This is a genomic window from Stappia stellulata, assembly GCF_020176715.1.
Taxonomy (GTDB): Bacteria; Pseudomonadota; Alphaproteobacteria; order Rhizobiales; family Stappiaceae; genus Stappia.
In genome coordinates this window covers 1-12,985 of the sequence record NZ_JAIVMF010000016.1, presented here as the reverse complement: position 1 = coordinate 12,985, position 12,985 = coordinate 1, and the positions used below count along the sequence as shown (strand labels likewise).

The 12,985-nt window shown below is 63.0% G+C and carries 12 protein-coding genes and 1 pseudogene; 1 reads left to right on the top strand and 12 read right to left on the bottom strand.

All coding sequences use genetic code 11. The features are described 5' to 3' along the window. Positions 1 to 20: 20 nt before the first annotated feature. From LC092_RS16565 to LC092_RS16550, 4 genes and pseudogenes are all read right to left on the bottom strand, one after another. The gene (locus LC092_RS16565) at positions 21 to 332 is read right to left on the bottom strand and encodes a hypothetical protein (protein WP_224808360.1); all 312 of its coding nucleotides are present in this window, start codon (positions 330 to 332) and stop codon (positions 21 to 23) included. A 43-nt stretch (positions 333 to 375) separates the two neighbouring features. Further along, positions 376 to 2,346: pseudogene (locus tag LC092_RS16560) on the bottom strand (DUF3604 domain-containing protein). A 330-nt stretch (positions 2,347 to 2,676) separates the two neighbouring features. Beyond that, complete coding sequence (locus LC092_RS16555; protein WP_224808359.1) at positions 2,677 to 3,492, bottom strand: hypothetical protein; 816 nt, start codon at positions 3,490 to 3,492, stop codon at positions 2,677 to 2,679. Between the two features lie 137 nt (positions 3,493 to 3,629). Beyond that, positions 3,630 to 4,691 carry a DUF1214 domain-containing protein gene (locus LC092_RS16550; RefSeq protein ID WP_224808358.1) on the bottom strand — a complete coding sequence of 354 codons (1,062 nt, stop codon included), beginning with the start codon at positions 4,689 to 4,691 and terminating at the stop codon, positions 3,630 to 3,632. A 469-nt stretch (positions 4,692 to 5,160) separates the two neighbouring features. Here LC092_RS16550 and LC092_RS16545 point away from each other — a divergent pair, with 469 nt between their 5' ends. Continuing rightward, positions 5,161 to 6,672, top strand: coding sequence for a hypothetical protein (locus LC092_RS16545; RefSeq protein WP_224808357.1), 1,512 nt, complete (start codon positions 5,161 to 5,163; stop codon positions 6,670 to 6,672). 62 nt (positions 6,673 to 6,734) lie between these two features. Here the strand turns inward: LC092_RS16545 and LC092_RS16540 are convergent, their stop codons facing one another. The 8 genes from LC092_RS16540 to LC092_RS16505 form a co-directional block, all read right to left on the bottom strand. Next, entirely contained in the window at positions 6,735 to 7,283 is a 549-nt protein-coding gene (locus LC092_RS16540; protein WP_224808356.1) for a class I SAM-dependent methyltransferase, read from the bottom strand. 61 nt (positions 7,284 to 7,344) lie between these two features. Beyond that, positions 7,345 to 8,271 carry a GDP-L-fucose synthase family protein gene (locus LC092_RS16535; RefSeq protein ID WP_224808355.1) on the bottom strand — a complete coding sequence of 309 codons (927 nt, stop codon included), beginning with the start codon at positions 8,269 to 8,271 and terminating at the stop codon, positions 7,345 to 7,347. Between the two features lie 3 nt (positions 8,272 to 8,274). Further along, a complete protein-coding gene (gene gmd / locus LC092_RS16530) occupies positions 8,275 to 9,354 on the bottom strand; it encodes a GDP-mannose 4,6-dehydratase (RefSeq protein ID WP_224808354.1) in 1,080 nt (359 codons plus the stop codon). A 130-nt stretch (positions 9,355 to 9,484) separates the two neighbouring features. Next, a complete protein-coding gene (locus LC092_RS16525) occupies positions 9,485 to 10,360 on the bottom strand; it encodes an RNA polymerase factor sigma-32 (RefSeq protein WP_224808353.1) in 876 nt (291 codons plus the stop codon). A gap of 341 nt (positions 10,361 to 10,701) precedes the next feature. Further along, entirely contained in the window at positions 10,702 to 11,298 is a 597-nt protein-coding gene (locus LC092_RS16520) for a CarD family transcriptional regulator (RefSeq protein ID WP_224808352.1), read from the bottom strand. A gap of 367 nt (positions 11,299 to 11,665) precedes the next feature. Then, positions 11,666 to 12,004, bottom strand: coding sequence for a ferredoxin FdxA (fdxA, locus tag LC092_RS16515; RefSeq protein ID WP_224808351.1), 339 nt, complete (start codon positions 12,002 to 12,004; stop codon positions 11,666 to 11,668). A 273-nt stretch (positions 12,005 to 12,277) separates the two neighbouring features. Beyond that, complete coding sequence (locus tag LC092_RS16510) at positions 12,278 to 12,682, bottom strand: RNA-binding S4 domain-containing protein (protein ID WP_224808349.1); 405 nt, start codon at positions 12,680 to 12,682, stop codon at positions 12,278 to 12,280. Positions 12,683 to 12,763: 81 nt separating this feature from the next. Then, on the bottom strand, positions 12,764 to 12,985 hold a 222-nt coding region (locus LC092_RS16505), incomplete at its 5' end, for a hypothetical protein (protein ID WP_224808347.1).

Here is a 12,985-nt window from a genome sequence, read left to right as displayed (position 1 = left end):
CTCGGCGCTCCCCGATAGGATCACGGATTGACGACCACATAGACGGTGACACCGCCTTCAACGACGGGGGCATAGTAAACCCCACCGCAATTGTAATAGGCGCGATAAAGCGAGCATCCGGCGACAGAGGTTCGCCGCACGACACGGCGGGTGGTTCGACGCGCCGTCCGTCGCGCGACGTTGCGAGGTGCGGCATGCGCGGCCGAAGGCCCGAGCGTGAGCTCAAGGCCGGCCGCGCCCTCCCCCTTGCGCGGCTCCACGCCCAGGTTGCCGGCAATGCCGAGGATCAGTATCGAAAGGCTGTAGATCACGAGCCGATTTGACCTGGCCATTTTCTTCCTCCGGAGATTTCCCAAATGACCCTCCCGACTGCATCTACTGCTGCGGCGGGTTGTACCAGATCGGCGAGGTATAGGCGCGCTCCTGCAGCTTCATCCGCGTGCCGTCCAAAGGCTGCGTCCCGTAGTATTTGGCGTCATATGCGGTCCAGCGAGGCGTCGGAATTTCGATGACCCTGCCGTAGTAGAAGGCGGGTTCGGCGGGATCGAAATCGGGATCCTCCCAGACTTCAATCAATTCCGACGATCCGATCGAGTTGGTCCAGGTCGCGTTTGCGACGTCGACGGTGTCGCCAACGGAGGGCAACGTCCCGTCCGGACCCGGCTGCCGGTCTCCGGACCAGGCCACGTCATAGACCTTTTCCTGAAGATTGCCGTCGGCATCCAACCAGCCCTTGACGATCTGATAGCGATCGAGGTTCGCCCCGATCGGGTCCTTCAAAGCCGCGACAAGGAAGGTCGGGGCCTTCCCCTCGGGCGCAGGGCCCAAATCGCCGCCCATTGGCACACCCTTGGCATATCCGACCGCCGCCGGAAGGCGATTTACCGCATCCTCGGCTTCGAACTCGAAGGCACCGAAAAACCGAACCAGCATGCGCGGACCGGTCGTGGCATAGGTTTCCCGACGCTGCATGGCATCCCAGATCGATGCGCGCGTGTTTTCCTCAGCCCATACGGCCGCATATCCGGAGGCCCCCACTTCCCAATCCATGATCGTGACCCCGGTCTCGGGATTGGAGACGAAGGTCGCTTTCATCCGCTCTGCACTGGGTTCCTGCGGCACGGTCTTGCCAAAGAAATTGTCTTCCTCCATGGCAACCAGACCGGTGTGCGAGTCACTGCTTCCCACAAGCCCGAATTTATAAGGATTCACGCCCATTTCCTTGCCGAGCTTCAGGCCGTTCTTGAGAGCCGAGCGCGTATACTCGTATTCAAGCATGTCGTTGGTCTTCGCCACCGACCCGTCGAGGTTGCCCTTGTCCCAAATCTCGTAGGCGGCGAATTCGTCATTCGGCGACAAGAACGGATGAGCCTCACCCGTCCCCTTGGTTTGGGTGGTTTCATAGAGACGCTCCCATTTGGCACGCGTCTGCAGATAGGCTTGGTCGATTTTCTTCCCAAACGCCTCTTCCACCGGAAACATGATGCCGTTGCTGAGGTTGCCGTTGTGGGGGATCGCCAGCACGCTGCCGCCGGTTTTCTGCTCGTATGCCTCCATCCATTCCCAAAGAAGGACCGGATTGTCGCTTCCCGGCGGATAGACCGTGAAGGGAACGACGAGGCTTGCCTTGTCAGCATCGTCCCGGAATATCACGTTCCGATGAAGGTTGTTGCCGTTGGTATTCGACGTCCATTCGTAACCGATGAAGGCCGTGAATACGCCCGGGTTATTCTATTCCTCCGCCGCCGCTATTGTTTCATGCCATGCATTTTTATAGGGGCGAGCATCCGAACCGTAAAAGATATCCTTGGGAAACGTATTATGGGAGAAAGCGACAATTATTTCCATCGCCGCTTCATTGCCCTTCCCATTCTTGATCATCTCATACCATTTCTTGCCCGTCGGATCTGCCAAGATGTTGGGCTTGCCGGCGAAGAGATCGGGGAAGAAACCCATGTTGTCCGAGTGATCGGCAACGACCAGAAAATCGAGCGGACGCGAGAGCTTTACAGGCTGACCGCTTGAGGACGTCACCTCCTCCCCCCGGGCAAAGCGGTAGGCGGCACGAGGATCGAGGCGCGCCCCAAATGCGCCCGCATCCATCGAGTAGGAGGTGTGAAGGTGTGTGTCGCCGAAGAAGGGGCGCGTGGGGAAACTCCGCCCGGCATAGGGCAAGTACCCCGACGTTTGCCGGAATCCCCGCTCGGCCTTGCCGGGATCCAGCGTGTTGGAAATGCCCACGCTCTCGCTGGTCCTGCCATCCTGAGCGAGTGCCGCAGACGCAACAGCAACAACGGACACGACAATACTCGTCGCGGTGAGGACGCTCGCAAACGTTGCAGCCATGAGACCACCTCCAGGATCACAAGAACTGAATGACAATCAAGACCCCCGCCAGCCGGCAAAGCAACCGGAACCGCAGATGGCAGACAGGAGCAAGCAAACAAATCCGATATGCGCAGCTATCAAATCTATCCAAAAATAATACAAAAAAATTTGTAGTTATACGGACGCCCCTCTCCCAGTAAAACAGGCAATACCCCATGTCAGAAATCACAATAATCTGAAATCAACATCGAAATGAGGCGTTTCCGTTTTGAGAAAAGCAAGACGAAATCCGCCTTTTCGCCCCCCGGGCATTCGAACCCTGCGGTCGGACACAGACGACCCGAAGGGTCAGAAGCGAACACCGAGGCTCATGAATGGCCCATGCATGGTGGCCTCGTAGTCGAAACGGCTCGCACCGCTCCCGGATTGGTAGTCTGTATAAAGCGCCCGATACCCGACCGCAGTCGATACCCTGTCGTTCCATCTGTAGCCGGCGGCAAGGAAACCCTGGGCGGTAAGCTGGGACCCGACCCCGAAGCCGCCGATGTCGGCAAGGCCGTTGAGGAACCACCGGTCGTTGATGTCATACTGCAAAGCCAACCCGAAAATCGGGTCGAGCCATTGCTTTGTCGTGTGGGACTGTACGCTAACCGGAAAGGCACCGGAGGTCAGCGAGGTTGTGGCCTCGAGCCGCTGATACCTCAGACCGGCCGTTACGCTCAGGTTCAGATCCGGATTGTTGATCGGCAGACGATACCCGGCGACGGCGGATGCGATCAAAAGGGACTGTTCGAACTTCAAACGGGGCGAGTTCGCAACGGACAAGGTCGCGCTGTCCGAGAGGTCCGCATAGACCAGATCCGCGAGGATCATCCAGTCGCCGTTCCTGGCCAGGATCGCCGCCATGGCGGCCCCGTTCAGATCCTCAAGAATATCGGCAAAGCTCGCATCGACCTTGGTGGTCGGCAGGTTTCGAATGCCGACGGAGCCGTTCAAGGCCGTGGCCCAGAGATAGAGCGTTGCCTGGAACTCCCACCCGGACGCACCGATGCCCTGCCCCGCGCCAGAGGCGTCGCCTTCCCGCCCGTCCTCGGCGCTGGCCGGTGCTGCCGCCAGGGTCAGCAGCACGGCCGCCAAAATCAGCTTCAGTCCAGTGCGCGCCATGTCCTGTCTCCAACTGCGAGCCCGATGCGGCCGAAACCGGGCATCACGCGACCGTAAACATCTGCCCTCATGGGGGCGCCAGGGCCTTTGAACACGCCACCGCGACCATGACGCTGCGGCCGCTGCCGCTTATACCCCTATTTCGACGCCGTCACTGCCGGAAAGCTCCAGCTGCCGTCGACAACGGAGGCGTCCGGCCGATACAGCCGCACGACATAGTTCCACCCTTCCGTCAGCGGCACGCAATTCACGCGGGTCGCATCCTCGCATCCGCCGAGATTGACCGTCATCGAGCCATCGGGATTGGCCGTTCCGGCCTGGCTGTTGATATTATAGACGCCCTTGTCGTTCTTCTGGAAAAACCCGTCCTTGTTGTAGACGCTGACCGACCAGAACGCCTTGACCGGGACGTCCCTGGGCACGTCGATCTGATAGCGGCCCACCGGCAGGTCGGGGTTCACGTTCATGTAGAACGCATCCTCGGAGGGCAACCCGCCCCAGCCGAAGGCCGCGCCCAGCAGGTGGGGAACCTGTTGCGTGGTTTCCTTGCTGCCGAAAGCTCCGGTCGAATCGGGCAGAAACTTCGCCACCCCCAGCAGCAGGTCGCGCAGCTCGTTGTAGGATTTTTCGTCGTAGTCGGGATGGGTGTAGGGGATCGCCGATGCCGCCTCGATGCGGAAGCGGTCCTGCAGGGCGTTCGCTTTCTCGATGTCGGCCGGATCGCTGGAATCGACCAGGGTCCGGAAGGCGACCAGCACATAGTCGGTATCGAATTCGTCCTTGGTCAGGTCGTATTCGCCCGGCTCGTAGAACACCGTGTTGATGTATTCCTGCTCGTTGACGATCATCGCGGAATTGTAGCGACCGTCATTGTCCGGCATCGTCAGCTTAGCGCCCTTGCTGATATCGACGATCGCGAAGCTGTAGAGCGTATCCCGGTTCATGCGGATGACCGACTGCTTGTCCAGCGGCGTCGGCTGCCGGAAGCTTTGCAGCTTGTTGATTCCGCCGGTCATCTTGAGGATGCGGTCGAACTGCCCGGCGGTTTCCGCCAACACGTAATTGTTGACGGTCACCGGGACTGCGGCGCTTTGAAGATGGGCGGACAACCTGTCGACCGGCTGGACGGCCGCGGCCGGAAGCGGAGCGAAGGCAACCGTTGCAGCAACCGCGGCAAGAGAAAATGCGCGCACAGGCATGTCTTCACCCCTGCAGGTAAGCAAAACTTGGGGAAGCAACTTTTCAAAACGTCCCGACCAAGACAATGACACAAGTCAAAATATCTTTCTTCCTGAAAGGGTCAGCCGGCCTGCCGGTCTTGCCGCTTTGGCAGCAGCGTCAACTTCCGGAAAGACACATCTCCCGCCACCCCGGTCCCAGTCCCCGCCCCGATCCCGGTTCCGCCCCTGGGCACCGGGCGGTTGCGGACCGGAAAGAGGCCCGCTAGCGTTCCACCGCCCGGCGGCAGGGCCTCATGCGACCGCCAAACCGAGTTTTCCGAAGTCGAGGACATCGCTTGACCAGCCAATTCAGCTAGCCAGCCGGCCGGCGCAGGGACGAAACGAGATCCCGCGCGCGCCCCGACGGACGACCGGGCGCGCCCTTCCACACCAACACAATGACCTTCCGGCGCCGGCGGATTGCAGGCGCGCCCTGAAAAGGCTTGCGATGAACCAACTGTTCCGGCTCCCTCCGCCGCAGACGACCTGGCGCTTTTTCTGGCCGGTGCTGGCATGCGCCCTCGCCCTCCGGTTTCTGCTGGCGCAGACGAATTTCGACTACATTCATCCCGACCAGACCTTCCAGTATCTCGAGCCGGCCTATCGTCTCGTGCACGGCTATGGTCTCGTCACCTGGGAATGGGCCTTCGGCATCCGCTCCTGGTTCGTGCCGCTCGGGATCGCCGGGGTGATCCGCCTCGCCGACTGGATCGGCGTGCCGCATGAACCCCTGGTCGAACTGGCATTCAGCCTGATCAGCCTGGCGATACCGGTCGGGATCTATCGCCTGGCGCAAGTACTTCTGCCCGAGCGGCAAGCGATCTGGGCCTTTCTGATCGGCTGTTTCTGGATCTATTTCCTGCATGCCGCCGCAACGCCGATGCCGTCGATGCTGGCGTCGGCGCCGCTAATCTGGGTCGCCGTCCTCGTGTTGCGGCCGCCGACCCGCCGACGGCTCCTGCTGATCGGCGTGCTCGCCGCCCTGACGCTGGCGATCCGCTACCAGTTGCTGCCGGTGGTCGGCTTCTTGATGCTGTTTTCGCTGATCGCCCTGCGCTGGCAGGCCGTGTGGATCGCGGCCGGCGGCCTCGTCGTCCTCGCCGTCGTCGGGCTGGTCGACCTCTTCACCTGGGGCGTTCCGTTCTGGTCGTTTGTCGAAAACTTCCGGCTCAACATGGTCGCCGGCCTGTCCGAGCGGTTCGGCGTTCATCCGCTGTGGTTCTATCTCTGGAAGGCGCTGCAGGAGACCGGCGGCGTGTTTATCGCCATGCTGGTGGGTCTTGCGCTGATGGGACGCAACGGCTGGCCGATCTGGATCTCGGTCGCCGTCGGCATCGCGTTCTTCCACATTCCGGCACACAAGGAGATCCGCTTCCTGACCTGGGCGATGCCCTTCGGCGCCATCGGCTTTGCACATCTCGCGGCGCGCCTGCTCGACCGGATCAGGGATCTCCGGCCGCTGGCGATGGCGGTCGCGTGTTTCATGCCGTTCTGGATCGTGGCCACGGGGCTTGTGTATCTACCGTTCCACCTGCGCCTGTTCGGCATGAAGCACACGGGCATCGATGCAACGGAGGTCATGCGGTTCCTCCGCACCGAGCGCGATGCCACGGCGGTGCTGAGCCTGACGCCGGAGTTCGGTTGGCTGCGGTCGGGGGGCTACTACACGCTCGCGCGGCCGCTGCCGGTGTATTTCCCCTATCACGGCCTGACGCTCGCAACCGCGGGACCTGCGATCTCGCATGTCGTGACCGACGGCGACGAGGGGCCGGCAGGATTCGAACCGGTTTTCGTCGGTCCCCGGCTGCAGGTCTGGCGCTCCACCGCGTCCAGCAGCGCGTCGGCCGACCGGGACTACATGTTTCGCCCGGATGCGGACTTCGACAAAAACGTTCCCGTCGCGCCCGTGGCGAGGCCATACCCGCCGATCCCGACACGCTTTCCCGATCCGGCGCCGTAGCCTTGCGGCCCCGGGGGCGGCCTCTACACACCGCCGCCGGGCGGCGACATGATACGGATCGCCTACTTCACGCCTTCGATGTTGAGGCTGACGAGGCGGCCGTTTTCCTTGTCCATATGCGGCAGATAGGCCTGGGAGTAGTCGTCCATGTCCGCGTGCTCGGTCGTTCGCCAGTCCCAAAGGCGCACGTCGGAGAAACCGACCTCGCGCAGGGTCGCGCCGAGCGTTTCCTCGTCGAAGGCCATCTTGTGGAAGTCGTATTGGTCGCGCTGTCCGCCGACCAGAAGGCCGAGCACCTGCGGCAGGGCAACGCCGTTGTCGGGCGCGAGATAGAGTTCCGCCGCCGCCTGGAAATCCGGCACCGCCAGCCGCAGCACGCCGCCCGGCGCAAGCACGCGACACCATTCGGCGAGCACGTCCCTGTATTCCTTGCGCCCGAAATGCTCCAGTACATGACACGCGTAGATCAGCTTCACGGTGTTGTCGGGAATGAAGGAGAGGTCTTCCACCGGGCCGATCCGGTCGACATGCGGATAGTCGAGCGCATCGACATGATAGAAGCCGGGGATGTGCTTGATCCCGCATCCAAGGTGAAGCTTTTCGATGGTCATCGTGTCTGTCCGCTGGGGCGCAAGGCGCGCCGGGTGAAGGGAGAAACCGCGAGAGGCGGCCTCAGTCGGTCGGGCGATTGTCCTCAAACCACCGGATCGTGGAGCGAATGCCTTCCTCCAGCGAGATCTTCGGGCTCCAGCCCAGCGCCGTCAGGCGCGAGGAATCCATCAGCTTGCGCGGCGTGCCGTCCGGCTTGCTCGGATCGAGGCGCACCGTCCCGCTGTAACCGGTCTCGCGCGCGATCAGCCGCGCGAGATCGCCGATGGAGATCTCCTGCCCCGATCCCGCGTTGATCGGCTCCGCGCCGTCATAGGCATCAAGCAGGAACGCCAGCGCATCGGCGAGATCGTCGACATGCATGAACTCGCGCAGCGGCGTGCCGCTGCCCCAAAGCTCCACCTCGTCACGGCCGGCGTCGCGCGCCTCGACGAACTTGCGGATCAGGGCCGGAAGCACATGGCTGGTCTTCAGGTCGAAATTGTCGTTCGGGCCATAGAGATTGGTCGGCATCGCCGAGATGTAGGACAGCCCGTGCTGCTGACGGTAGGCCTGGCACAGATAGACGCCGGCGATCTTGGCCACCGCATACCACTGGTTGGTCGGCTCCAGCGGCGCGGTCATCAGCGCGTCTTCGCGGATCGGCTGTTCGGCGAGCTTGGGATAGATGCAGGACGACCCGAGGAACAGGAGACGCTGAACGCCGGCTTCGGCCGCCGCGTGGATGACGTTGTTCTGGATCTGCAGGTTGTCGTAGAGAAAATCGACGGGGCGCTCAGAGTTGGCGAGAATGCCGCCGACCCGCGCCGCCGCCAGGATCACCGCATCGACGGGCGTTTCGCGAAAGAACCCATGCACGGCCGCCTGGTCGGTTAGATCGAGCTCCTGGCGGGAGCGGGTGACCACCTCTACCGGCTCGTCTGCCAGCCGGCGGCAGATCGCCGATCCGACCATGCCCCGGTGACCCGCCACGAAAATACGCCGGGCCATGTCCTAGTCTTCCCGTCCGTAGGCGCGGCGGGCATGACGCTCCACCTGCAGCAGTTCCCGGTCGGCATCGACCATCTCGTCGACGAGTTGCTCGAACCCGGTGGTGTGCCGCCAGCCGAGCGTCTCGCGTGCCTTCGACGGATCGCCCAGCAGCAGGTCGACCTCGGTCGGCCGGAAATAGGCCGGATCGACCGAGACCAGCAGATCGCCGCTGGCGCGGTCGACGCCGGTTTCCTCCACGCCCTCGCCCTGCCAGACGATCTCGCGCCCGACGCGGGCGAAGGCCCGCTCGACGAATTCGCGCACGGACCGGGTCTCGCCGGTCGCCAGCACATAGTCGTCCGGCGTGTCCTGCTGCAGCATCCGCCACATGCCCTCGGCATAGTCGCGGGCATGCCCCCAGTCGCGCTTGGCGTCGAGGTTGCCCAGATACAGCGTCGACTGTAAGCCGAGCTCGATGGCCGCGACCGCCCGCGTGATCTTGCGCGTCACGAAGGTTTCGCCGCGCAGCGGGCTTTCGTGATTGAACAGGATGCCGTTGCTCGCGTGCATGCCGTAGGCTTCGCGGTAGTTCACGGTGATCCAGTAGCCATAGAGCTTGGCGGCGGCATAGGGCGAACGCGGATAAAACGGCGTGGTCTCGCTCTGGGGAACTTCCTGCACCTTGCCGTAAAGTTCCGAGGTCGAGGCCTGATAGAACCGGCAGGTCTTTTCCATCTTGAGAATGCGCAGCGCCTCGAGCAGCCGCAGCACGCCGGTCGCATCGGCATTCGCCGTATATTCCGGCGTCTCGAAACTGACCATGACGTGGCTCTGGGCCGCGAGATTGTAGATCTCGTCCGGCTTGATTTCGGCCACGAGCCGGATCAGGCAGGAGGAATCCGTCAGGTCGCCGTAATGCAGGAAAAAGCGACCGCCCTCTTCGTGGCGGTCGTGAATGATCGGATCGATCCGGCCGGTATTGAATGAGGACGACCGGCGCTTCAGGCCGTGGACTTCATAGCCCTTGTCCAGCAGCAGACGCGCCAGATAGGCGCCATCCTGGCCGGTGACGCCGGTGATCAAGGCCCGGGGTGTGCTCATTGAAGGTCCTTATGCACAACGGTGCGGGTCGGGAGACCCTTTTGTCCCGTCGTACTGCACAAGACCGCGAGGAGCAACTCTCAAGCACCCGGCCCGGCAAGGCGTGTCGTCGCCGGGCCAAAGGATCAGGTCAGCCGCAATAGGCGTGCTTGTCGGGCTGCACCTTCAAGAGCGCCTCGCGCAGCTTTTCCAGAGCGCGGCTTTCGATCTGGCGCACACGCTCCTTGGAAATGCCGAGCTTGTGGCCGAGCGCCTCGAGTGTCGCGCCGTCTTCCGACAGCCGCCGCTCGCGCACGATGCGCAGCTCGCGCTCCGACAGAACGCCGAGCGCGCTTTCCAGCCAGAGGGTGCGGCGCTCGGTATCGATGGCGCCGCCGACCATTTCCTCCGGCAGCGGATCGTCCGAAACGAGAAAATCCTGCCGGTCCGCGCTCGATCCGTCGGATTCCATCACAGGCGCATTGAGCGAGGTGTCGGGACCCGAGAGCCGCGCGCTCATGGTGGCGACATCGGCGACCTTGACGCCCATGGTCTCGGCGATCTTGCCGACCAGTTCCGTCTCGGTCACGCGGGTCGTGCCGCTGCTGAGCTTCGCCCGCAGCCGGCGCAAGTTGAAGAACAGAGCCTTCTGCGTCGACGAGGTGCCACCGCGAACAATTGACCAGTTGCGCAGGATGTAGTCCTGGATCGACGCGCGGATCCACCAGGTCGCATAGGTCGAGAAGCGCACCTCGCGCTCCGGCTCGAACCGCGACGCGGCCTCCAGAAGACCGATGTGGCCCTCCTGGATGAGATCGCTCATCGACAGGCCGAAGTTGCGATATTTCGCCGCCACGGCAATGACGAGCCGCATGTGGGAAAGACTCAAACGGTCCAATGCCGCCTGATCATCATTGTCACGCCAGTCGAGCGCAAGTTGATGCTCTTCCTCGCGGCTAAGATACGGCGCGTTCATTGCCGCGCGGACAAGCTCTCGACGATTTCCGGAAAGGTAGCTCACGGTCAATACCTCCGCGCCGTTGCATTCTTTCCCTGTCCTACGCGCGGAAACCCGGATCGGTTCAGTCCGCCGTCGCAAATTCCGAACAGGACGCTGGTCGCCGGGCGCATCGGTGCGCGCACATCCGCAACCTCAAGGAGTTTAGCATGCCTCGCACCGTCGATCAGAACCAATTCGAGTTTCAGGAAAGTCAATAAGATTTACTGATGGTTGAGGCGGAATGCCGACCGTTCGCGGACGGATTTGCAACGACACAATCGGACTGGCCGGGCGCAGGCCCAAAAAAAGGCCCGGCACATGGCCGGGCCTGCAATCTTTTGGGAACGGACGATCGCGCGGCTTGCGCCTCAGGCGGCGGCCGTCTGCTCGCCTTCGCCATCCTCTTCCGCGGCGGCGGCCGCGGCTTCCGCGGCAGCCTTGCGGCTGGCGGACTTGGCGAGATTCTGCTCGATCTGGCGGATCGCTTCCGTGTCGGAGCACTTGTTCACCGCCGCGATCTCGCGCGACATGCGATCAAGAGCCGCCTCATAGAGCTGGCGCTCCGAGTAGGACTGCTCGGGCTGGCTGTCCGAACGGAACAGGTCGCGAACCACCTCAGCGATCGAGATCAGATCGCCGGAGTTGATCTTCGCTTCGTATTCCTGCGCGCGACGGCTCCACATGGTCCGCTTGACGCGCGGACGCCCGCGCACGGTCTCGAGGGCCTTTTTGACCGCCGGCGCATCGGCGAGTTTGCGCATGCCCACGCTCGCGATCTTCGCGACGGGAACGCGCAAGGTCATTTTGTCCTGCTCGAAGTTGATGACCAGCAGCTCAAGCGCATATCCGGCGACATTCTGTTCTTCGATCGCCGTGATCTGACCGACCCCATGGGCCGGATACACAATGAACTCTCCTGTCTTGAAACCCTGTCTCTGCGCGGTTTTTTTCACCGTTGTTGCCATACGCCTTAATTACTCCTGCGCAGTTGCGGCCAAGAGGCCGTTGGTCGACGCCCGCGCGCCACCTTTTTTCGGAGAAACGCACGCCCTCCGGCCTGGAAATCCGAGCCGCCGGTGTCCGTCCTGGTGTGTTCAGCCTGCCTGCGACGATCTCAACTCGTGAATGTCATGGAAACAAGCTTCGGCCCGCTGCACGTCGCGAGGAAGCTGCAACCATAAAGCCTCCGTGGGAGGGGGGAGATCCAAGGATCAGACGACTAGAGAAAGACGATACCACATTTTCTGTGGATTTCCAAATGCAACGCACACAAACCCCGCCGCCGGCGGGGGCAGCAGGGCGCCTGTCAGGACGGGCCGCGCTCGAAAGCGCTCAGTCTCCTTCGCCCGGCTCAGGGGAAAAGAATTTTTCGAACTTGCCGTCCTGGCCGTCGAATGCCTCGGCGTCCGGCAGCGGGTCCTTCTTGACCGTGATGTTCGGCCATTTCGAGGCATATTCGGTGTTTACCTCGAGCCATTTTTCCAGCCCGGGTTCGGTGTCGGGCTTGATCGCGTCGGCCGGGCATTCCGGTTCGCACACGCCACAGTCGATGCATTCGTCAGGATGGATGACGAGCATGTTGTCGCCCTCGTAGAAACAGTCTACCGGGCACACCTCGACGCAGTCTGTGTATTTGCACTTAATGCAGTTGTCCGTGACGATATAGGTCATCGCATCCTCTCATGACGGTGCCCGTCCCGGTCACCGGCAGCACCCGCATCTCCTCCGGCGAACCGCGCCTGCGTGCCGGAGGCAAGGCACCTTTTACCGATTGCCTACCGGGTTTGCCAGCGCGCATCAAGTTCGGAATATGTTGAGTTTCATAGCGTCGTTGGAAGATTTTTCCAGCCGTTTCCGCGCGCCTGTCCGGCGATGCCCCGCAACCGCGCCCGGACGCAAAGCCGAAACGGCGGAGGACACAGCCAGCGCACCAGCCGCGGCGGGCTACCCCTCGCCGTGGCGGAAGCGGTCGGTCTCCCGCCGTTCCCGCTTCGTCGGACGGCCGCTTCCCGGATCACGATGGGCCGGCGCACCGGGATCGGCCACCGTGGCATCGCGCGGCGGCGGCGGAGGCGTCAGGTCCTCGTAGAGCAACTGCGCTTCCGGTGCCGGTCCGCGCCGCTCGCCCGGCGCCAGCACCTTGAGGATACGCACGGTCCGGGCGACGGAGACCGTCAGCACGTCTCCGGCGCGCACCGATTTGGAGGGCGCTGTCACCTTGTCGCGGTTGACCCGGACATGGCCGGCCGCAACGAGCTTCTGGGCGAGGCTGCGCGACTTGACCACCCGCGCATACCACAGCCACTTGTCGATCCGCTGTACGGGCAGCGCGGCGTCCGCCTCACCCATTCGCCAGCCTCCCGACCGGACCGGCAGAGCCTCCCGCAGGACGCCACCGCCGGCGCGATCCCGTTCCAGCGCGCGCTGGCCTCAGCGCGGCTTCTTTTCCAGGTCCGCCTTCAGCGCAGCGAGCTTGGCGAAGGGCGAATCCGGATCGATCGTCCCGCCCTTGGCCGGACGGCCGCCACGCCCGCCCGTCTTGTCCGGGCGCGGTCCGCCGGGCTTGCCGCCGGCCGGGCGGCCGGAGCCTTCGCCAGCAGGGCGCGGCTTGCCCTTCGGCTTGCCGCCGCCACGCCGCGGCGCCTGGTCGTC